20 protein-coding genes and 1 tRNA gene are annotated in these 22834 nt (G+C 43.2%); 19 read left to right on the top strand and 2 right to left on the bottom strand.

Going from position 1 to position 22834, the window contains the following annotated elements; all coding sequences use genetic code 11:
• Positions 1–54 precede the first annotated feature (54 nt).
• The 10 genes from apt (at position 55) to MHN79_RS08365 (ending at position 10485) form a co-directional block, all read left to right on the top strand.
• Positions 55–600, top strand: coding sequence for an adenine phosphoribosyltransferase (gene apt, locus MHN79_RS08410; protein ID WP_239172516.1), 546 nt, complete (start codon positions 55–57; stop codon positions 598–600).
• Between the two features lie 12 nt (positions 601–612).
• Positions 613–2685 (top strand): DNA polymerase III subunit gamma/tau, encoded by a 2073-nt coding sequence (gene dnaX, locus MHN79_RS08405; RefSeq protein ID WP_239172515.1) that lies wholly within the window; start codon positions 613–615, stop codon positions 2683–2685.
• 77 nt (positions 2686–2762) lie between these two features.
• A complete protein-coding gene (locus tag MHN79_RS08400; protein WP_114787189.1) occupies positions 2763–3092 on the top strand; it encodes a YbaB/EbfC family nucleoid-associated protein in 330 nt (109 codons plus the stop codon).
• 14 nt (positions 3093–3106) lie between these two features.
• Complete coding sequence (recR, locus tag MHN79_RS08395) at positions 3107–3706, top strand: recombination mediator RecR (protein WP_114787190.1); 600 nt, start codon at positions 3107–3109, stop codon at positions 3704–3706.
• Positions 3707–4141: 435 nt separating this feature from the next.
• The gene (locus tag MHN79_RS08390; RefSeq protein WP_239172514.1) at positions 4142–4852 is read left to right on the top strand and encodes an amino acid racemase; all 711 of its coding nucleotides are present in this window, start codon (positions 4142–4144) and stop codon (positions 4850–4852) included.
• A gap of 655 nt (positions 4853–5507) precedes the next feature.
• Entirely contained in the window at positions 5508–6965 is a 1458-nt protein-coding gene (locus tag MHN79_RS08385; protein ID WP_239172513.1) for an FAD/NAD(P)-binding protein, read from the top strand.
• On the top strand, positions 6965–7828 hold the full coding sequence (locus MHN79_RS08380; protein ID WP_239172512.1) for a permease: 864 nt from the start codon (positions 6965–6967) through the stop codon (positions 7826–7828). Before MHN79_RS08385 ends, MHN79_RS08380 begins: the two co-directional genes overlap by 1 nt.
• Positions 7829–8376: 548 nt before the next feature.
• A complete protein-coding gene (locus MHN79_RS08375) occupies positions 8377–8691 on the top strand; it encodes a hypothetical protein (RefSeq protein ID WP_239172511.1) in 315 nt (104 codons plus the stop codon).
• A gap of 185 nt (positions 8692–8876) precedes the next feature.
• Entirely contained in the window at positions 8877–10031 is a 1155-nt protein-coding gene (locus MHN79_RS08370; RefSeq protein WP_239172510.1) for an alpha/beta hydrolase-fold protein, read from the top strand.
• A gap of 67 nt (positions 10032–10098) precedes the next feature.
• Complete coding sequence (locus MHN79_RS08365; RefSeq protein WP_239172509.1) at positions 10099–10485, top strand: hypothetical protein; 387 nt, start codon at positions 10099–10101, stop codon at positions 10483–10485.
• A gap of 190 nt (positions 10486–10675) precedes the next feature.
• Here MHN79_RS08365 and folD read toward each other — a convergent pair whose 3' ends face one another.
• Complete coding sequence (gene folD / locus MHN79_RS08360; protein WP_239172508.1) at positions 10676–11539, bottom strand: bifunctional methylenetetrahydrofolate dehydrogenase/methenyltetrahydrofolate cyclohydrolase FolD; 864 nt, start codon at positions 11537–11539, stop codon at positions 10676–10678.
• Between the two features lie 201 nt (positions 11540–11740).
• Here folD and MHN79_RS08355 point away from each other — a divergent pair.
• Positions 11741–11817: transfer RNA gene (locus MHN79_RS08355), tRNA-Arg, on the top strand.
• Between the two features lie 66 nt (positions 11818–11883).
• Here the strand turns inward: MHN79_RS08355 and MHN79_RS08350 are convergent.
• A complete protein-coding gene (locus MHN79_RS08350) occupies positions 11884–12945 on the bottom strand; it encodes a helix-turn-helix domain-containing protein (protein WP_239172507.1) in 1062 nt (353 codons plus the stop codon).
• Positions 12946–13150: 205 nt separating this feature from the next.
• Between MHN79_RS08350 and glyA the strand changes: the two genes are divergently transcribed.
• The 8 genes from glyA (at position 13151) to MHN79_RS08310 (ending at position 22820) form a co-directional block, all read left to right on the top strand.
• A complete protein-coding gene (glyA, locus tag MHN79_RS08345) occupies positions 13151–14404 on the top strand; it encodes a serine hydroxymethyltransferase (RefSeq protein WP_343283925.1) in 1254 nt (417 codons plus the stop codon).
• A gap of 92 nt (positions 14405–14496) precedes the next feature.
• Entirely contained in the window at positions 14497–15747 is a 1251-nt protein-coding gene (locus MHN79_RS08340) for a sarcosine oxidase subunit beta family protein (protein ID WP_239172506.1), read from the top strand.
• 17 nt (positions 15748–15764) lie between these two features.
• Positions 15765–16067 (top strand): sarcosine oxidase subunit delta, encoded by a 303-nt coding sequence (locus MHN79_RS08335; protein WP_239172505.1) that lies wholly within the window; start codon positions 15765–15767, stop codon positions 16065–16067.
• Positions 16060–19080 carry a sarcosine oxidase subunit alpha gene (locus tag MHN79_RS08330; protein ID WP_239172504.1) on the top strand — a complete coding sequence of 1007 codons (3021 nt, stop codon included), beginning with the start codon at positions 16060–16062 and terminating at the stop codon, positions 19078–19080. Before MHN79_RS08335 ends, MHN79_RS08330 begins: the two co-directional genes overlap by 8 nt.
• Positions 19073–19735 carry a sarcosine oxidase subunit gamma family protein gene (gene soxG, locus MHN79_RS08325; RefSeq protein WP_239172503.1) on the top strand — a complete coding sequence of 221 codons (663 nt, stop codon included), beginning with the start codon at positions 19073–19075 and terminating at the stop codon, positions 19733–19735. The genes MHN79_RS08330 and soxG overlap by 8 nt, the downstream gene beginning before the upstream one ends.
• A gap of 66 nt (positions 19736–19801) precedes the next feature.
• On the top strand, positions 19802–20674 hold the full coding sequence (gene purU / locus MHN79_RS08320) for a formyltetrahydrofolate deformylase (protein ID WP_239172502.1): 873 nt from the start codon (positions 19802–19804) through the stop codon (positions 20672–20674).
• A 166-nt stretch (positions 20675–20840) separates the two neighbouring features.
• Positions 20841–22262: a Na+/H+ antiporter NhaC gene (gene nhaC / locus MHN79_RS08315; RefSeq protein ID WP_239172501.1), complete on the top strand. Its 1422-nt coding sequence runs from the start codon at positions 20841–20843 to the stop codon at positions 22260–22262.
• Positions 22263–22370: 108 nt separating this feature from the next.
• On the top strand, positions 22371–22820 hold the full coding sequence (locus MHN79_RS08310) for a hypothetical protein (protein WP_239172500.1): 450 nt from the start codon (positions 22371–22373) through the stop codon (positions 22818–22820).
• Positions 22821–22834: the final 14 nt, after the last annotated feature.

Genomic DNA, 22834 nt, shown 5'->3' with positions numbered 1-22834 from the left:
CTTGTTGTTAAATACTTTGTAAATAATAAGCTTAGCCAATCTAAGAAATGAATTATGACAACTGAAACCATTACCCTAATCAAGTCAAGCATCAAAAGCATTCCTGATTATCCTAAACCTGACATTGTATTCCGTGACGTGACAAGCCTAATGGAAAATGCGGCGGCTTATAAGGCGGCAATTCAGGTGCTAGTCGAAAAGTACCAAGGTATGGGCTTTACCAAGGTTGTTGGCACTGAAGCTCGCGGTTTTTTGTTTGGTGCGCCACTGGCTTTAGAGCTTGGCATTGGTTTTGTACCTGTGCGCAAGCCGGGTAAGCTGCCGCGTCAAACGATCGCCCAATCTTACCAACTTGAATACGGCACGGATACGCTTGAAATTCATACTGATGCGATATCCCAAGGGGATAAGGTTTTGGTTGTCGACGATTTGCTTGCCACAGGTGGAACGATCGAGGCGACCACTCAACTTATTCGCCAGCTCGGTGGTGAGGTTGAACACGCTGCGTTTGTTATCAATCTGCCAGAAATCGGTGGAGATGCACGTCTCGAGAAACTTGGCCTCAAGGTCTACAGTATTTGTGAGTTTGATGGCCACTAATTGGATACAGTCATGAGTTATTTAGCACTGGCTAGAAAATGGCGGCCTGCACAATTTAATCAAGTGGTCGGCCAAAGCCATGTTCTGACCGCGTTGGAAAATGCACTGGCGAATAATCGGCTCCATCATGCTTATCTATTCAGCGGAACTCGCGGAGTCGGAAAGACCACCATAGGTCGTTTGTTTGCCAAAGGATTAAACTGCGAGACAGGTATAACCGCCACGCCTTGTGGCCAGTGCGATACCTGCCAAGAAATCGATCAAGGGCGCTTTGTTGATTTATTAGAAATTGACGCAGCGTCAAGAACCAAGGTCGAAGACACCAGAGAGCTGTTGGATAATGTGCAATACAAACCAGCCCGAGGTCGCTTCAAAGTTTATCTTATCGATGAAGTGCATATGCTCTCAAGACATAGTTTTAATGCTTTGCTTAAAACCTTGGAAGAGCCGCCTGAATATGTGAAGTTTCTTCTTGCCACCACGGATCCACAAAAGTTACCTGTCACCATATTATCGCGTTGTTTGCAGTTCCATTTAAAGCCTATCAGCGTTGATAACATCCATCAGCAACTCGATTATATTTTACAGCAAGAGAAGGTTTCATCTCAGCCCCGAGCTTTGGGCATGATTGCTCATGCTGCCGATGGCAGTATGCGTGATGCATTAAGTTTGACCGATCAGGCGATTGCTTTAGGTAATGGTCAAGTGGTGACGGACAGCGTCGCTCATATGCTGGGAACCTTAGATACGGATCAGGCATTACATTTACTTGAAGCTATTGGGTCAAAACAGCCTCAAGCGGCGATGGATTGTCTTACAGGTCTAGCTCAAAACGGCGTTGATTGGGATGGTTTACTCTCTCAGCTTTCTGCTCAGCTGCATCGCCTTGCTATGTATCAAGCGCTCCCTGAAACGCTAGATAAATCCTTACCCGATGCCGAAAAAGTGGTGTTGTTAAGTCGAGTGCTTTCGCCGCAAGATATCCAGCTTTACTATCAAATTGCGCTGAAAGGGCGGCAAGACCTAGCACTGGCCCCGTCTGAGCAAATCGGTGTTGAGATGGTCGTGCTACGAATGATGGCATTTCGTCCCGTGGCTCAGCCTCAAGCGAATGTGATCACCAATCAGGTTATTCAGCCAGAGCCTGCTCCCTCAACGAGTGTGCCTCCTGCTCCTATTCAGAGTGCATCGATGCCAGAAGCTCAGCCTGCACCACAGCCACCTGTGCCTGAACAGCCACCTGTGCCTGAACAGCCATCTGTACCTGAACAACCACCACAAATGGACATGGAGCCTGCTCAAGCTCAGATGCCAGAGGCTCCAGAGCAACAAGCCAATGCTCAAATTCAGGAGCAGCCTCAATCACAGGTATCTCCTGTAAGAGGTCTAAGACACCAGCTTCGTTCTCAACGCACTGGCAAGAGTCAGGCTAGCACGCCAAAAAAGACTAATGCGACATCTGCTCAACCATCATCGGTTCTCGATCGCGTTGCACAGCGCAACATGGGAACTATGCAGGTGTCGCCAGTGTCCAACTCAGTGGATGTAGCAACGCCTGAAGATGATAAAGCAGAGCCTTATCAATGGCGTCCAACGTTGCCGCAAGAAAAAACAGTAGCGCAAAATCATGCACTCACGCCTTCTCAAATAAAGAAAGTGCTGGAGCATGAAAAAACGCCGGATATGGCGAAAAAGCTTACTCAAGAGTGTTTGCAGCAGAGCCAGTGGGCTCGTTTGATTGAACAGCTGGATGTGGCAAAAATGACCCAGCAGCTGGCGCTTAATTCACATTATGAGCAGCGAGAGGGTTTTATTGTACTCACGCTTCGCAGCGAGCAAGCTCATCTTAATAGTGATAGAGCTCGTCATGAACTTATCACTGCGCTTAACTCAGTGTTAGGAGAGCAATTCGAGCTAAGTGTTGAGGTTGGTGAGTCTGGTGAAACCCCCTTAGAGTTGAGAGAGAAACTCTATCAGGAAAAGTTACAGCAGGCGTTTACCAGCCTTGAAAACGACAGCAATGTTCAGTTTATTGAGCAGCGATTTGCAGCTGAGCTAGACAGTGATAGTGTCAGGCCTATATGAATCAAATTTGGGGTTGAAAAAACACACTTTGACCTCAATCTATTAACAAAACTAGCTAGACAACCAGAGAGAAAAACATGTTTGGTAAAGGCGGAATGGGCAACTTAATGAAGCAAGCCCAGCAAATGCAAGAGCGTATGCAAAAGCTTCAAGAAGAAATTGCGAATATGGAAGTCACTGGCGAGTCTGGTGCTGGCTTGGTAAAAGTGACGATTACCGGAAGCCACAGCGTTCGTAAAGTAGAGATCGACGAAAGCTTGATGGAAGATGACAAAGAAATGCTTGAAGACTTGATTGCTGCTGCATTTAATGATGCGTCACGCCGCGTTGAAGAAACACAAAAAGAAAAAATGGAATCAGTGACTGGGGGGATGCAACTTCCACCTGGCATGAAAATGCCTTTCTAACAAAGGGCTAGCGAATGCGCACCAGTCATATGCTGGAGCAATTGATGGAGGCCTTACGTTGTCTGCCTGGGGTTGGCCCCAAGTCAGCTCAGCGTATGGCCTTTCATTTGTTACAGCGCGATAGAAAAGGCGGTTTACAGTTGGCTGACTCACTTAGCCAAGCAATGACAGAGATAGGTCATTGCAATGAGTGCCGCACTTTTACTGAACAAGAAACTTGTCACATCTGCACTAACCCTAAGCGTCAGGAAAATGGTCAAATCTGCGTGGTTGAAAGCCCTGCAGACATCGCTGCGGTGGAATCAACTGGTCAATATTCAGGTCGATACTTTGTGCTTATGGGTCATCTATCCCCTTTAGATGGCATTGGCCCAAGTGATATTGGCCTTGATGTGCTGGATTACCGTCTACGTCGCGGGGATGTGACAGAAGTTATTTTAGCCACTAACCCAACCGTTGAGGGTGAAGCGACCGCTCACTATATCGCAGAGCTTTGCCGCGAGCATAAGGTACAGGCAAGCCGGATTGCACACGGTGTGCCTGTAGGAGGTGAGCTTGAGCTTGTCGATGGCACCACACTTTCCCATTCATTACTTGGCCGGCAAAAACTATAGTTGCTAGATAGTGCCACTCGATTGAGTGAATGTTGTTTGGACAAGCAATGTCCATCATCCCAAAATGACATAGAGCTGTGACAGAAAGGACCTAAGGTGAAAACCTTGGGTCCTTTTTTTATTTGGGTGTTATCCTTTTTGAATTTTAATAGACTTTTCAATATATATACGATTTGTGATAATAGGTTTGAAAACCGCGCATACGCACTAATAAAATGGACATAAAACGCTTGGCTTGTGCTCTTTCGTCGCTAATTTAATCCAAGCATTTTTCCGTTTCTTAGGCGGGAGTTATAAGCTAGGAGGATGTTTCAAATGGAATACATCATCAGATCTGCTTCAGAATCGGATGCTGCTGGTATTAATAAAGTCTCAGAACACCTTAAATGCGGAGTTAGGCAAACTCAGGGCTTAGTCATTGAGGTATAAGTAAGTATGGGAAATTCGCTTAAACATATTGGAATCGTTGGATGTTCTGCTGAAGGGGCCGCACTTTGTTACAAAACGATATGTACTGAAAGCCCAAAAACCTTAGGTCAGCATGTTCATCCTGAAATATCTATGCACACTCATTCACTAGCCGATTATGTGGATTGCTTGAACTCAAATGATATAATCGGAATTGGTGAGTTAATGCTTTCTTCGGCCCAAAAACTGAAGAACCAAGGTGCAGAGTTTCTCATTTGTCCAGACAATACAATCCACCAGGCTTTCAAATATGTTGAAGAACGCTCCCCCCTGCCTTGGCTTCATATCGCTCAGGTTGTCGTAGAAAGTGCAAAACATCAAGACTTTAGAAAACTAGGGATTTTGGGAACGAAGTGGTTAGTTGAAAGCAATGTCTATCCAGAAAAAATAGCAGCTATGGGGCTTGCTTGGGAGCGCCCATCGAATGAAGAAAGTGATGAGATTGGGCGCATAATCATGGCACAATTGGTTTATGGTATCTTCAAGACAGAATCAGTAACCTATTTTCAGAAGGTGATACGGAGATTAAAGGATAAAGGCTGTGATGCAATTATTCTTGGATGTACAGAAATACCATTAATTATCGATGACTCAAATTCAGTGCTCCCAACACTAGATTCAAATCGTTTGTTGGCAGAGGCTGCGATTAGGTTGGCATCTGAGCATACAAGCGTTTAATAAAAATATAGGGTCATTTGCCTACCCTAATCTTATCTATAAGCTTGTCGATGGCACCATGCTACTTGGCCGACAAAAAGTATAGTTGCTAGACAATACCACTCAGCTCGTTTTTGCCCCATTTCGTGCTGGCAACTAGAAAGAAACACTTTTCAGTTGCTTTCCAACTCATAAGTATTATTCGCAGTTGAACTGTTACTATATTTACAATAGTTGCCTGAACGATGAAAAATTCAATTGCTGTAAATTTTACAACAACTCCCACCGGCTCCGATTTTGGAAGTAGCTTATTGCACCATTTGTCTAAACACTTATGCCGTAAAACGTGTTGGCATCGATCATTATGCATATTTTAGTGAACTGTTTTGCATTATTGGAACTGCGGTAAAACAGTAAGTAATATTTAACTCTGTTCGCATTGTACTGGCTATTAAATTGATCTCTTCAAAAACGAGCATGAAAAACGAAGCTGTATACCTAAAAAATTAAAACAGATTCACTATGCTTGGCACTTTGGGGCGTAAAGCTATTTGCAAGGAGGCTAAGTCACACCAACAATATTAACTAATATGTATATAAACACATTGCATATTATCGTGGGAGTTTATAAAATACTCAGATTGCTCATGTAGTTTATAGTTTTTTTGAGGATTAAATGGAAGTTTTTGATATTGCAATCATTGGTTTCGGTGCCAGCGGTGTTGGTTTATTAAATGAAATACAGAATGAGGTTTTTACAAAACGTCACCTAAAATCAAATATCGCCATATTCAATAATCAAAATAGTTTTGCTAAAGGAAAAGCATTTGGAGATGCATCGCCAGTACATATAGTTAACACACCACCAGAGTTAATGTCACCGTCAGTTGTAGAACCTACTGGGTTTTGGCATTGGTTACGTGAGCAAAAGACAATGGATTCAAAGTGGCCTACCAGGGGCACGTTTGCTAAATACCTAGAGTCTGTTTACAAAGATATCCAAGCGGCTGAATTACTCAATATCCACGAGTTTCAGCAAGATTTGCTTTCTTTAGAATACGTTAATGGTTCGTTTGAACTAGCTCTTAAAAATGAAGAATTGGTTAAAGCTCGTGAGGTAGTTTTATGCATGGGTGCTCTCAATTCTTCCAATTTCTCCGATCTAGAGGAGTTATCAGGTTTTATCAATCATTACACCCAGTATAATCAGCCAGTTCATGGACCCATTCTAATAGCGGGCACTGGTCTTACTGCAGTAGATGCATTCAAGCATATTGACAGGTCAAAGAACGCGAAGGCAAAAATGTTTTCAAGAAATGGATTGGCGCCAACTTGTTTGAGTGAGAAACATCAATATGTACCAAAATACTTAACTTGGAGATCCCTAATTAGAGAAAGTCAGTTATCTCCGCTAAAAGCCTTTAAAAAATTACTTTTGAAAGAACATAATTCACTTAAAAATGAAAGTGAATTCAAGACATCGAACCAATTGTTGCGCGCTGGAAAACAAAAAGAATACTTCAGGTATTTGGAGGATCGAGCTTCTAATGCCGACTTACCTTGGCAAGATGTATTAGTCTCCACAAGGTACTGGTTCCATAAATTTTGGAAAGCGATGTCAATAACAGAAAAACATGAATTTATCTCCAGTTTTGGCTCTTTATGGGCAGCGTGGCGTCATCCAATTCCGATGAGTTCTTTTGTTCAGTTAGGTAGTGCTGTTGGCGAGGGAAGACTCGAGTTCTGTATGTCAACATCTAAACCAACTTATGAGAATGGTGTATTTCGGGTTTCTACGACAGGAGGTACTTTGGAGTCACGAATCCTCTGGGATGGGACTGGCGGCAGTCCCATAATAAACAATTCACGCAGTCCTTTGTTAAAACAGTTGATTAACGAAGGATATGTTGAACCGCACCCATGTGGCGGTATTTTTATAAATCCTAAAACCTTCGAAATCTCTTCCAGTCGCAAAGAGGTCAATGGTTTGTATTGTATTGGCCCATTAAACAAGGGAGTTTTATTCTCCACGAATGCCTTTTGGTTTAACGCTCAATGTTCAGAAAAATGGGCTTATCAGTGGGCGAAGCGAGTTGAAGCAAGAGAAGGTGAGCATAGAGTGGTAGTTAGCTAATGGAGATTTTACTCCCTTTTGTCTATTTGATTTTTGGCATTCTTGTCGGAAAAAAGCAGTTAAAAGTCAAAACATTTTCATCGTTTGTTCTTACTAAAATGGTGATACCTTTAATTATCATCTGGAATATTTCCCTCAATTCTGAGGAAATGGTTTTGGTTATCGTATTAGCGATGATATTTATGTTGTCGATATTTTTTTTTCGGCACTGGATGGAAAGAGATGTAATTAATAACTTATGTTTTTGCTATCTAAATATAGGTTGGCTGGGTTTGCCAATTGCTCATGCTTTGCTAGGGGATACAGCAGCTAGGTTCGTGTTGGGCGCGTATATTGGAAGTTCAATTGTTGGTAATTCTATTGGTGCAAACTATTTAAAGAAAGAGGTTTTTTCAATTAAAAATATTCTGACTTCGCCTCCTGTGATTGCTTTTATTATTGGTTGTTTATTAATTCCATTTGAGAGGAGTGTTGAAGTATTTGGACACCATATATATATGATATCCAAATTCTTAATGAGCTTTCTGGGTATGATGATACTTGGTATCTGGCTGTCTGAAACCAGTTTAGATAAAAGCGACTTTTTTGTTTATGCTAAGTCTTATGCATTTAGAATTTTGATGTTGAGTACAATTGTTCTCATCGCTTTTGTCATCAGCCAAATATTAAACTCAGAGTTTGTGTATCAGCAATTACCGTGGCTATTTTTAATCTGTGTGCTACCTCCCGCAGCTAACATTATCGTTCTAGAAACTTCCTATCTTGGCACAGGAATGACAGCATCAAAAATTTCCGTAGAAACCATTTTAAGTATTGCAGTGATTGTGGTTTACGGCATCGTAATACACTCGTTGAGCTTATAATGAAACATTTGATGAACGTACCAAAATAAATAATTGTGAGATTTGTTACTAATACTGTAATCTGTCTAAAGCCAAATTACAGTATTAGTAGTGGCATTGATATGAATGTAAAGGAACCATAGAGTAAATCCCTTATTATAAGGTTTTTGATTATATAACTACCGTACTAATCATGTTGAATCCTGCTTTTAACACATGAGCGACAGCCACACCCATGATAATGTTAAAGAGTATTTTTGATATCGATTCTGTTCCAACTCTTAATAGGTACGTAAATATTGTTGAATAGTCTCATCTTTTCCTGTTTTTGATAGTCGAAATAGGGTAAAAGCCTAAGTGGTTTCTGTCACATATAAGTGTGTATAAGAAAAATATAGGTTTGAGAATTTTGAAATTTTAGATACTGAAACCGAGACATTAAATATGTGTGATTGTTTGATTGATGAGTACTCGGAGTTTAGTGAATACTTAGTTGAAAAAATGAACTTACCTTAAACACACTTAAAAAACCTCACCGAATGACAAAGGTATCAAAAAAGTTTATGAAGATGATGAAAAATTTGTGGGTCTGGTTAGTTATATTTTTTTCAGTTTCTGTGAATGCAAAGAGTTTGGATAACACCCAGCTATACACGGTTCCTTCAGGTAAAGTATGGGTTGTCAACGATATTCAGAGAAACCTCTGCGATGTTTGTACTTCCGATGTTTATGTCCAAAAAGGAAGTGTGCAGCTCAACGAAGTTTGGGTTTCTGGCTCTTTTGACTTTTCACTAATGCCAAACACTAAAGTCTCGTTCGAAAGTAATAAAGTCTTGGCTTTAGGGGATGTGGTCAAGAGTATTAATGTAGATGTCATAAACTAATGAAAATAAATTGAATTTACAGTAAGTTAATAGTGCTTTCATTATTAATTCAGATCGCACCAAAAGTGCTGGTGATATGGAAATTATTAATATGAAATTTCACATCTAACCAGTCAGCGCAGGCAGGAACTTCTGATAGTTGGCTGAGTTCCGCTTCGCTTCACATTGTAGCCATCAAGGAATGTATGAGACTAATCTATCTAACCCTTATATTTATTTCTTCGTATTCTTTTGCGAACACGAATAGCTTTACGTTTTTTTCAGGGACCATCAATGAAGAAGTAACCCTTCAAGTATCTTTACCAGATACATACGAACATTCTAATAGTTTTAAATACCCTGTATTGGTCGTTTTGGATGGTTCGACTCAATTTGAGTATATAGCGGGAAGTGTCCGGTTTTTAAGTACTTATGCAATCATTCCAGAGATGATTGTAGTGGGTGTAAGTACCCCTTATGAACGACTAAAGTTTTATACTCATACCGAGTCCGAAAAGTATCGAAACCATTCAGGGCAAGCTGAGTTATACAAGAAATTTTTACAAGATGAACTGTTAAATAAGATAAGAGAGGATTATCGTTTAGCACCCTATCAAATCATTTCTGGACATTCATTATCGGGTTTATTCACCAGTTACTTAGCTTTAAGTGAAGGGTCGGAATTTAATGCTGCGATTTCAATAAGTCCGAGTTTGTGGTGGGACAAGGCTACGCTTATGAATGAGTATTCACAATATCAAAACTTAGAGAGAAAAAAGCCGATAAAGTGGTTTTTGAGCTTAGCAAATGAACCTGATGAAATGGAAGATTCATTTAATTCAATGATAGAATTACTTAACAAAAAGTCGCCAAACAATGTAACTTGGTCTTATTCAAAGTTCCCGAATGAAACTCATGACAGTACTCCCTTGATAGGTAATAGCCATGCACTCAAGGCTATTTTTTCTGGATGGAATGCTGTACCAGAGCTAGACGTGATGTCATTAGAGAAATTGGAAGATTTTTATTTGGCGAAATCAACCGAGTATGGCTACACATTTCCTATGTCTGTTCACCAATTTAATGTCTATGGATTAAAGGCAGCTTATGAAAACAAAGTTGATTGGGGAATAGCGATATTAGAGCGAGGAGTAAAGACCTTTGAAGGATCTGAAATTCTTTGGGATAGTTTGGCGACAGCATACTCACTTAATAATGAGTTTCAAAAAGCATTTGATTCATCTGAGAAGGCATTGCTTCTTGCACAACATAATAAATCCCGGTTTCTTAGTGAAATTGTCTCTCAACACAAAGTGTTGAAGGCTAAAGTGGCTGACAAAACCTCAAATTCGGGTTCGTAACTATTGACTCAATTTTGCTTAGCTTCACATTTAGGTCAACTGCTACTCAAGGCTTAAGGAGGGCGTTATGCCTATGACTAAACAATTGAGCTCTGAAGACTGCGAAATATGTATTCGCTATTTTCTGGATAGGTCTGAAGATGCAAATACTCGAGTTGCTGCTGCAGAAAGGCTAATGTACTGCATTGGGCAAACTCCAAAAGATGCACTTTTTAAAGTGCTGGTAGATGACTCAGAGCCTGATTATATACGGGAAGAAGCGGCTGGTTCACTAGGATCTCTGTGGGCTGAGTCAGAGGTAGAATATGAGCGTCTTATCCAAATTCAACCTCCGCTTTTAGATGAGGTTCTATGTGATTTTGACTTGTATGAAGTCAAACTTAACAAGTCTAGACTGGGCAAGTCACTAGATTTATTTATGGAGCGCTATTTTACTCGTAGCTTTATGGCATGACAAAGCTGTTTACTCTAATAGCATTTCTTCATTGCAATTTATATTAAACTGGCTTGAAAATGTTAAATCTAAAAGGATATCAAGCGTAGTCAATACGTATGATTTTCAAACATAAAAAATCCCCATCAACATAGTTGATGGGGATAATCAGTTTACCGGTTCTATTGCTCTAAACGATGAGCTTCACTCGTTACTTTTTCTTGGTGTGGAACTGCTCACAGGCAAGCATGGTGTTCTCGATCAGGCTCGCAACCGTCATAGGGCCGACGCCGCCAGGGACTGGGGTAATAAAGCTTGCTCGCTCTTTGGCGTTGTCGTAATCCACATCACCAATTAACTTGCCCGAATCTAAGCGATTGATGCCGACATCAATCACCACGGCACCTTCTTTAATCCATTGTCCCGGAATAAAGTTAGGCTTGCCTACTGCAACGACCACAATGTCTGCTTGTCGAACATGGCTTTCAAGATCTTTAGTGAATCTGTGGCATGTGGTTGTGGTGCAGCCAGCAAGCAATAATTCAAGCGTCATTGGGCGGCCGACAATATTAGAGGCACCTACAACAACCGCGTGTAGACCACGTAAATTAATGTTGTAGCGATCAAGTAATGTGATGATCCCTTTTGGTGTACATGAGCGTAACTTAGGAATTCTCTGAGCTAGGCGGCCGACATTATAAGGATGAAATCCATCGACATCTTTTTCAGGGTGAATACGCTCAAGAACATGAGTAGCATCAATACCAGCTGGTAAAGGCAGTTGGACAAGGATACCGTCTATTTGATCATCATTGTTAAGTTCATCAACCAGAGCCAGCAGCTCTTGCTCGGTTGCCGCTGTGGGGAGATCATATGACTTAGATACAAAGCCAACTTCCTCACAAGCGCGGCGCTTACTCCCAACATATACTTGTGATGCTGGGTCTTCACCAACCAATATTACCGCGAGACCAGGTGCTCTCAAGCCTGCATTAAGGCGTGCTTTTACGCGCGCAGCGACTTCTGAACGGACAGTTTGAGAAATAAGAGTTCCATCAATATTTTGAGCGGTCATGACGTTCCTTTAAAACAGAATGGCTATTTTGCTGGGCGCATTGTCGCAAATTATCCAACGAACATCTATAGGCAAACGTTTGCTTTGAGTTGTTTTTAATCAAAACTCAACCTGGTGGGCTTTTTTTAGTCATTCAGTTCATAATGTTACGAAAAGGTCTTGTGTTAAGACGCTGAACTCGTATAATCCTTTCCCTGTAGCGCGCCCTTAGCTCAGTTGGATAGAGCACGTGCCTTCTAAGCATGTGGTCGCAGGTTCGAATCCTGCAGGGCGTGCCATTTATTTAGAAAACCCCAGCATCACCTGATGTTGGGGTTTTTGCTTTTCGGGCCGCAGTCTTAATTCTAACTGACATGCATCTTCTCTCTCATCACACTAGGCGATACGGAAAAAAACTCTTTAAAACATCGACTAAAATGGGTGGTTGAAGAAAAGCCTGTCGATGCTGCTATGGTTGAGATGGAATCCTCTGACTGGAGCAGTAATTGCCTTGCATAGGTTAATCTCAGTTCTAAATAGTACTTAGAAGGCGAGGTTTGAATATGCGTCTTAAACAGTCTTTCTAATTTTCTGCGCGATATCTTGAGGTAACGGGCTATGTCTTCGACATGGAGCGGCTCGTCAAGATTACTAACCATTAATAGATTGGCTTCTTTCACAATCGCTGGCGCAGAGTCTGGTAGGCAAGTGTGAAGCTGTGGCGTTGAATTTTGGGGAATTGAACGGTCACAAGAAAGGATTTCTCGCACCGCATTAGAATTGGGCTGATTGGTGATTTTTTGCACTAGCGCTAACATCATATCGAGAGTGCTACTTGCTCCAGAGGAAGTGAAGATATTTTCGTGTTCAACGTAGGAGCTTGAGGATAAAAGGCTGCGGGGGAATCTTTCTTTTGCATAGGCATGATTGTCTGGATGAAGGGCATAGTGGTTTCCATCAAGAACCCCTGCATGGGCTAGAAAAATAGCCCCATTCCAAATCCCCCCAAGAATGGTGCTGCACTTACTACTTAATGCAATCAGCTTTGACAACTGAGGGTGTTCATTCAGGCTAGTTCGATAGCCTCCGCAAACGACCACAGCATCGATATCTTGTAATGCCTTTACTTCGTCTAATGAGTGATCAGGCGTAAGGCCAATACCAAGATCGCTGAGCACCTCGCCATTGCCTAATCCAACCGTAGCAAAGGTGAATCGCATCGAACCTTCCACCAAATTTGACGTCACTAAACAATCGACCGCACAAGTAAATGACATTAGGGAAAAATGCTCAAGCACAACAAATAGCACTGAGGTTTGTTTACATGTGGTTTTTTCTTTCGCGATAAAACATTGGTTGGTATCTCTCATTGGAGCTGAGAATTTTCTTATTATTTTCATCACCATGCCTTGAGGTTTGAGTGCCATGGCAGTGTCTCAGGTAAGCGACTTGTTACAAGTATTCTCAATATAAATTTATTACTCACATCACATTATTTTCAATATCCAACGCAATGATTCGGTGATTTGTCGCAAAAGCAACAGTTCTTGACGCACACAGTCGGTCATTGAACAGGGATGCAGGATATTTTGTTAACACTATTGTTACATTAATGTGCTGAAGGAGAGACGCGTGTTCTACCAAAATGACACCATTGAAGGGTTTGATGATGAATTGCTTAGTGCAATTAACAGTGAAGATACCCGTCAGCAAGAGCATATCGAATTAATTGCCTCTGAAAACTATACCAGCAAGAGAGTGATGCAAGCGCAGGGAACACAGTTGACCAATAAGTATGCAGAGGGCTACCCAGCTAAGCGATACTATGGGGGGTGTGAACATGTTGATACTATCGAGCGGCTTGCTATTTCACGCGCAAAGAGCTTGTTTGGTGCCGATTATGCGAATGTGCAGCCTCATTCCGGTTCACAGGCGAATGCGGCCGTTTTCATGGCTTTACTCAACCCCGGTGATACGGTTTTGGGAATGAGCCTTGCCCATGGTGGTCACCTAACTCATGGCGCTAAAGTCAGCTTTTCAGGAAAAATCTATCATTCTGTCCAGTACGGTTTAAATGAGGAAACTGGTGAAATCGATTACGATCAAGTCGAGGAACTGGCCAAACAGCATCAGCCCAAAATGATCATTGCTGGCTTTTCTGCTTATTCTCGTGTGGTTGATTGGCAGAAGTTTAGAGATATCGCTGATTCGGTCAATGCCTATTTGTTTGTTGATATGGCACATGTCGCCGGACTGGTCGCTTCTGGTCATTATCCAAACCCACTTCCTTATGCGGACGTTGTCACGACCACAACCCATAAAACACTCAGGGGACCACGAGGTGGCCTTATCCTCGCCAAATCTAATCAAGAGCTTGAGAAAAAACTAGACTCAGCGGTTTTTCCCGCTGGTCAAGGTGGACCACTCATGCATGTCATTGCGGCTAAAGCCGTAGCATTTAAAGAGGCTTCATTGGCAGAATTTACTGAGTATCAAGCTCAGGTTGTGAAAAATGCCCAAGTGATGGCAAAAGGATTTATTGAACGTGGCTATGAGGTTGTATCTGGTGGAACGGACAATCATCTGTTCTTAGTGAGTCTGATAAAGCAGGGTATCACCGGAAAAGATGCGGACTTGGCCTTAGGTAAAGCTTGCATCACAGTCAATAAAAACTCTGTGCCTAATGATCCTAGGTCGCCCTTTGTCACCAGTGGGCTTCGAATTGGTACGCCCGCTATCACCACTAGAGGTTTTAAAGAAACCGAGTCAGCCATGCTTACCGATTGGATTTGCGACATTTTAGATGACTTAGACAATGAAGAGAAGATCAAGTCTGTGCAAGCCAAGGTAGCTGCATTGTGCGCAGAGTTTCCCGTTTATCGATGATCTCAGCCAATAGGCGCTTAACAATACTCAATTAAAAATCGATGCGCCTATGACAAGACGCTTGGACTTTAACGTTTTTTGGAAGGTAAACAATGAAGGATTACTCAGGGTTTGGTCTATTTAAGCATGCCTTAACCTATCACGAAAACTGGCAGCGAATTTGGCGAAATCCCACACCCAAGAAGCACTATGACGTAGTCATTATAGGTGGTGGCGGACACGGCCTAGCCACTGCCTATTATCTGGCGAAAGAGCATGGTATTACCAATATTGCTGTGGTTGAAAAAGGCTATCTAGGTGGTGGCAATACTGCGAGAAACACCACCATAGTGCGCTCCAATTACTTATGGGATGAGGCTGCTCATCTCTACGAGCACTCAATGAAATTGTGGGAAGGTTTGTCTCAAGAGCTCAATTATAACCTTATGTTTAGTCAAAGAGGCGTGTTAAACCTCGGCCACACATTACAAGACATGAGGGATATAGAAAGGCGAGTGAATGCAAATCGGCTCAATGGAATAGATAGCGAGGTGCTGAGCACCAAAGAAGTACAAGACTTAGTGCCAATATTAAATTGCTCGCCAAATGCCAGGTATCCAGTGTTGGGAGCAAGCTGGCAACAGCGCGGTGGAACTGCCCGTCATGATGCTGTGGCTTGGGGTTATGCGCGAGCAGCCGATAAGTTAGGTGTTGATCTTATTCAGCAAAATGAAGTGACTGGTATTCGAGTAGAAAAGGGTTCAGTGGTTGGTGTCGAGACCAAGAAGGGCTTTATTGGAGCAAGTAAAGTGGCTTGTGTTGCCTCAGGCAACTCTGGTGAGCTAGCCAAGATGGTCAATATGAGCCTACCATTAGAATCTCATCCGCTACAAGCTATGGTTTCTGAGCCTTTAAAACCCTGTCTAGATACCGTGGTGATGTCCAACCATGTCCACGGATACATGAGCCAATCTGATAAAGGCGATTTGGTGATTGGAGCCGGTATTGATGGCTACCTTGGCTATGGACAAAGAGGCTCTTTTCCAGTCATTGAACATACCATAGCAGCCATTATTGAGATGTTTCCCATCGTTAGCCGAGTCAGGCTCAATCGCCACTGGGGAGGTATTGTTGATACCACGCCTGATGCTTGTCCAATCATCAGTAAAACTCATATTAAGGGTTTGTATTTTAACTGTGGCTGGGGAACAGGAGGCTTTAAAGCAACACCAGGATCTGGTCATGTATTTGCGCACACCATTGCTAACGATCACCCACACCCTCTCGCTGATGCCTTTAACCTCAATCGATTTGTGACTGGGCATTTAATTGATGAACACGGCGCAGCTGGCGTTGCACACTAGTTCTAGGAGAAAGAGTAATGCTGCAAATCTATTGTCCGTATTGCGATGAAATACGAGAAGAAGATGAGTTTCACTACGCTGGAGAGGCGCATATTGTGAGGCCTCTTGAACCAGAGGCAGTGACCGATGAAGAATGGGGTAACTATCTGTTTCACCGAAAAAATAACAAAGGCTCGCATCAGGAAATGTGGTCGCACAGTGCGGGGTGTCGTAAGTTTTTTAATGTTGTCCGCAATACAGTGACTTACCAGATAGAAGAGGTGTACAAAATGGGCAGTAGCTCTGCTTTATTGAACAAAGAGGAGCAGCGAAATGACTGAGCTTAACAGGCTTGAGAAAGGCGGTCGTATAGAGCGAGCACAAAGTATCACATTCTCATTCAATGGTAAGCGCTACACGGGCTGCAAAGGCGATACTATTGCGTCGGCCTTGCTAGCCAATGGCGTTGATGTAGTGGGAAGAAGTTTTAAATATTCTCGTCCAAGAGGAATTTTGGCAGCTGGAGCAGAAGAGCCCAATGCCATTTTACAAGTAGGCAGTAGCCCATCGACCACTATTCCCAACATTCGTGCTACTCAGGCTGAGTTATATCAAGGCCTGACGGCGATTTCCGTCGCGGGTTGGCCAAGTGTGGAATTGGATGTGATGGCAGGGGTTGGGAAGGTAGGTGGTGCCATGATGCCGCCTGGCTTTTACTACAAAACTTTCATGCAACCTGAAAGCCTTTGGCCAACTTATGAGAAATACATCAGAAAGGCCGCAGGTTTAGGTAAAGTTCCAGCAGATCAAGACCCAGATCAGTACGATAAGCTTAATCATCATGCCGATGTGCTGATTATTGGTGCAGGGCCCGCTGGACTTGCGGCCGCAAAAACCTTGGTCGGTTCTGGCCTGCGTGTGATTATTCTAGATGAGCAAAACGAATTTGGTGGCTCGCTACTGTCTAGTACTGAAAAGCTTGATGGTAAACCTTGCATGGACTGGGTAGCTGAGATTTTGGGACTTTTGTATTCAGATCCTAACTTCACCTTGTTGGCGAGAACGACGGCTTTTGGTTACTACGACCATAATTTTGTCGGAGCGGTTGAAAGGCGCAGCGATCATTTAGGCGAAAACGTATCGGGAATTCGCCAGCGTTTGCATCGCATTCGCGCTAAGAAAGTTATCTTGGCGACGGGGGCTTTGGAAAGACCACTGGTTTTTGCCAATAACGACGTGCCAGGGTGTATGTTAGCGTCTGCGGTCTCTACTTACATTAATCGCTACGCCGTAGCTCCCGGAAGTAAGCTTGTGTTGATGACCACCAATGATCACGCGTACCAAACGGCGATTGATTGGCATAATGCAGGACGGGAAGTCGTGGCTGTGGTTGATACTCGGCAGGAATCAAACGGCGATCTTGTTTCAAAAGCGCGCAGCTTGGGCATCAAGATACTAACGGGTAAAGCTGTCATAGAGGCTTCTGGTAGCAAGCGAGTGACAGGGGTTAAAGTCGCTGCCCTTAACTCTGACGGTAGTGAAGTTATCGGCAAAGCAACCCAGCTGACTTGTGATACTGTCGCAAGCTCTGGTGGCTGGAGTCCTGTTGTTCACTTATCCTGCCACACGGGGAGCAAGCCTATCTGGAACCCAGATATCGCAGGCTTTGTTCCAGGTCCTGCCTCTCTAAACCAACTGTTTGTTGGCGGAGCAGTGGGAACCTACTCATTAGGCACCGCTCTAGAACAAGGTGCTGGGGCAGGGCTAGTCAGTGGTGAAGAATTGGGTGGATCGCTAATCGAGGACAACTTCATTACCCCTAAAGCTCATAAATACAATGAGTCACAGCCAATGGCGCTATACCATATTCCTCATATTAAACCGACCAGTCGAGCGCCTAAGCAATTTGTTGATTTTCAAAATGATGTAACCGCTGCGGGTATCGAGCTTGCCACAAGAGAAGGCTTTGAGTCGATTGAGCATGTAAAACGTTATACCGCGATGGGATTTGGTACCGATCAAGGGAAAACGTCCAATATCAATGGTATGGCTATTGTAGCCAAAGCGTTAAATCAAACCATCCAAGAGACAGGCACAACCATTTTTCGCCCTATGTATACACCAGTAACCTTTGGTGCGTTAGCTGGAAGAGATACGGGCAAATTGTTTGACCCTGCAAGGTTTACCGCAATTCATGAGTGGCATGTTGCTCACGGGGCAAAGTTTGAAGATGTGGGGCAATGGAAGCGGCCTTGGTATTTTCCTAAGCAGGGTGAGAGCATGCAGGAAACACTCACGCGAGAGTGCATGGCAACTCGCCAAAGCATAGGTATTTTAGATGCTTCTACGCTTGGAAAAATTGATATTCAAGGTAAGGATGCAAGAGAGTTTCTCAACCGAATTTATACCAACCCTTGGTCAAAACTCGCTCCGGGCCGCTGCCGATACGGCGTTATGTGTAAAGAAGATGGCATGATCTTCGATGATGGCGTGACTTCTTGTATCAATGACAATCACTTTATTATGACCACCACGTCAGGCGGAGCTGCGGCTGTACTCGAATGGTTAGAACTATGGCATCAAACAGAATGGCCAGAGCTAGAAGTGTATTTCGCCAGTGTGACAGATCATTGGGCAACGATGACAATATCTGGTCCGAATAGCCGTTTTTTGCTCGAAAAGTTGGTGGATGGTCATGATGTGTCAAATGACGCGTTTCCCTATATGAGTTGGCAGTCATTTAAGGTAGCTGGCGTAGATGCGCGAGTATTTCGGATCAGTTTTACTGGTGAGCTGTCTTTTGAAATTAACGTGCCAGCCAATTATGGCTTATATGTTTGGGAACAAGTCATGGCTGCTGGTGAGGAGTTTGGTATCACGCCTTATGGCACCGAAACTATGCACATTCTTCGAGCCGAAAAAGGCTTTATTATTGCAGGGCAGGACACAGATGGTTCGGTATCTCCGCAAGATATGGATATGAACTGGATCGTCGGTAAAAACAAGACGTTTAGTTATATCGGTAAGCGCTCATGGGAGCGTGAAGACAACCAGCGGCAAGATAGAAAACAGTTTGTTGGATTGCTAACTAAAGATCCAAGTGTCGTGTTACCTGAAGGTGCCCAAGCGGTCTTTGACCCAAGTGAGCCAATCCCAATGACAATGGTTGGGCATGTCACATCAAGTTATTACAGCCCACTATTAGATCGTTCTATTGCATTGGGCGTTATCAAAGGCGGTTTGTCTCGGGTGGGCGAAAAGGTGTATTTCCCGCTACCTGATGGAGCATCGGTAGAAGCTGAAATTACCACATCTGTATTTTATGATCCAAAAGGAGAGCGCCAAAATGTCTGATATCACTCTTGAAGCTAGGGCTGACAATAACGTTGCCTCTCCCAGCCCTAAAGAGCAATGGATGCCCCGAGAGGCTTCACCTCTCGCCCATGTTGAATTTATAACACCTGACCAATTATATCAGGAGACGAGCGTCGACATCCGTGAGATAAAAGGTTTAAGCCATTTTATCTTGAGGGGAAAAGCAGAGAATCCCGCTTTTACTTCAGGGGTTGAAAAGGCGCTTGGCGTAGCGCTTCCAATGGCACCGAGAACGTCCGTTCAAACCGATAGTCTGCGTGTTTTCTGGCAATCTCCTGATGAATGGTTGATTATTGGAGAGCCTAACTCAGCGACGGCAATCGAATCGGCATTGCATCAGCATCTAGAGGGGCATTATGCGGTCACTGAAGTGAGCAGTGCTCAGACTCTTTTGACGTTGAGCGGGGCAAATGCTGAAAATGTAATAAAAAAATCAACCTTGTATGATGTCCATATTCGTCAGTTTCCGATAGGCCATGTGGCTGGAACCACGTTTGCCAAATCACAAGTTCAAATTCGGCGTATTGGTGAGCAGGCATTTGAGCTTGTGGTTCGTCGAAGTTTCGCCGACTACCTATGGATGTGGCTAATGGATGCAGGGCGTGAGTATGGTGTGGTCTTTCATAAAGACTAGCCAGGCAACCAGTCGCCAAACCGATTTGGTATTGGCGACTTATAATAACAGTCTTAAGGTGACTTAATGAATCAATCAAATTCCAACTACATTTTAACCGCAAGCTGTCCAAGCCGTATTGGGACAGTGGATGTAGTGACCCGCTTTTTATGTGAATCTGGATGTTATATCTCTGAGTTAAACTCTTTTGATGATGAGTTGAACCAGCGCTTTTTTATCCGAGTCGAGTTTGCTCAAGAGGGCAGTGGAAAGTTTGATGAGAAAGCGTTTAAGCAAGGCTTTGGTGAACGCAGCAAAGCCTTTGATATGGAATGGGAGTTGACCGATAAGAGTTACAGGCCATCTGTGGTGATCATGGTGTCTAAATATGATCACTGTTTGAACGATTTACTCTATCGCTATCGCACCCATAATCTGCCTGTTGATATCAAAGCCGTGATTTCGAATCATGAAGATCTGAGGTCATTGGCACAATGGCATGATATTCCTTACCACTGCTTTCCTATTTCTCATGAGACCAAGTCACAACAAGAAGCACAGGTGCAAAAAATATTGGATGATGTCGGTTGCGAGTTATTGATTCTTGCCCGATACATGCAAGTTTTGTCCGATTCAATGTGCGAACAATGGTCACGAAAAGCCATCAACATTCATCACTCTTTGTTACCCGGTTTTAAAGGCGCAAAACCTTATCACCAAGCTTATGATAAAGGCGTGAAGCTCGTTGGAGCCACTGCGCATTACGTCAGTAGCGATCTAGATGAAGGGCCCATTATTACTCAAGGTATGGCAAACGTTAATCATACCTATTACCCCAAAGATCTGATCAAAAAAGGTAAGGATATTGAAGCGCTAACGCTCGCCAAAGCCATTCAATATCATATTGAAAAGCGCGTATTTTTATTTAACGACAAAACGGTAGTTTTTGAACGTTCCTAACTTGTTTTATCGTCTATTCGGCTAAGGCCGGTATTTTCGCACTGTAAGTTCAAGAAAAACTAAAGCAAACGATAGCTCGACCTGTCATCTCAGTGACAACAAAAGTCGAGCTAGGCTTTTTGCACCCAAAATTTCGCATTCAAACGAGAAATAAGGAAGATTCGGTATGACGAAAATAGATAAAACCTCTAAGCCTAGCTTAGCCATGGCGATAGCACCTATCGCCATTACTCTTTGTATTTTGGCGATACAACTTTTTGTTTTTAATGATTTTACGCCTCATATACCACTGATTGTTGGTATTAGCGTTACCGCTTTTCTGGCTTGGTTTAGAGGTTATCGTTGGCATGATATTGAAGATGGCATTTTGCATACGGTTCGTCTTGCAATGCAATCTCTCGCTATCTTAATGCTGGTCGGTATGATCGTTGGTATTTGGATTGCCAGTGGCACAGTGCCTTTATTGATACAATATGGTCTGACTATGCTTAATCCGCAGATATTTTTGGCAGCAAGTATGGTGTTGTGCTCTATCGTTTCTTTGTCTCTTGGCACCTCTTGGGGGACGGTCAGTACAGTTGGATTAGCCTTGGTGGGTATTGGCGCTGGCTTTGATATTCCGATTTATTGGACGGCTGGAGCGGTTGTTTCAGGTGCGTTTTTTGGCGACAAAATGTCTCCCTTATCGGACACAACGAATTTAGCCCCTGCTGTAATAGGCGTAGACCTCTTTCAACATATAAAAAACATGTTGCCCACCACAGTTCCTGCCATGTTAATTGCATTTGGTATTTATCTATTCGTTGGTCTCAATAACGGTCCTTTGGGGGACGATGCATTAAGTCAGATACACCTGATTAACACCAATATTGAAGCCAATTTCAATTTATCTGCTTGGCTTTTAATTCCGCCTTTTTTAGTGCTCGCATGTTCTTTCTTTAAGCTACCTACATTACCTTCTTTGTTTGCTGGTGTGGTGAGCGGCGCTGTCATTGCACATTTTATGCAGAACGTGTCTTTGCATGAGTTATTTCAATATGCACAGAGCGGATATCAAATACAAACTGGGGTGTCAGAGCTTGATAGTCTGCTTGCAAGAGGGGGCATTCAGTCAATGGCATGGGTGATCACTTTGATCATGATATCGCTTGGTTTTGGTGGTGCACTGGAAAGAACCCGCTGCTTGGAAACTATCGTTGAGGCGATACTGAGCAAAAGCTGTTCGTTCTTTCGTCTCCAAGCCTCAGCATTGGGTACATCAGTAGCAACCAATTTAGTGGCTGGTGATCCATATTTATCCATTAGTTTGCCTGGACGGATGTTTGTGCCTGTGTATGAAGCAAAAGGTTACTCCAAGCTTAATTTATCTCGAGCTGTGGAAGAAGGAGGAACGCTTATTTCGCCGCTTGTCCCTTGGAATGCTGGTGGCGCTGTGGTGATCAGCGCATTAGGGCTTGGGGTTGCTGAGGGGAATATAGAAAACTTACTCTACATACCTCTCGCGTTTGCTTGCTGGGTATCGCCAGTCATTAGCCTGATATACGCTTCGACGGAGCGATTTGTTATGCGAGAAACAAGTTATAGCTGAGTTTATTTAGCTCTACTTCTAATTACTTTGATCTATTTTTACTATTAAGGTGCTTGACCTTACCCTTAGGGCAAGGTCTATCCTCAACCTTCAAACCGAAGGGATACTATGCAGCACACACTTAAACACACATTGATTACGTTACTCAGTATCTTAGCAATGCTGATGACAAGTTATGTGTCTAGTACAATGGCAGCAAATAGTATGTCTTCTGCTTTGATACCACCGAGTGATATGCCTTGTCATACTCAAAAAGCTGGTTCTTTGGACACATCAACCGAAATCAATCAACTAAGTCCAAATGAAGACTGTCATTCGATGGCTAGCTCGTCATTTGGTAGCCCTGATAAATCAGTCTCAGATATCCTGTCTCATTGTCAGGAGGCAAACTCATGTATTGATAGCTGTTGCCCTTCTGTTAGTTCCAGCGTGCCATACCCAATAGATACGCTCAGCTCGCTGGGTATAGTGCCTATCTCGTTAGCTCTTCATCAATCACTGAAATTAGATCTGGCTGTCGCACATATCGATGGCTTACTGCGCCCACCTTCCTTGTAGTTCAATCCTCATCT

Source organism: Vibrio sp. Of14-4, assembly GCF_022347625.1.
Classification (GTDB): Bacteria; Pseudomonadota; Gammaproteobacteria; order Enterobacterales; family Vibrionaceae; genus Vibrio; species Vibrio pristinus.
Note: the sequence above shows the minus strand (reverse complement) of the source record. Positions and strands in the feature narration are given on the sequence as shown.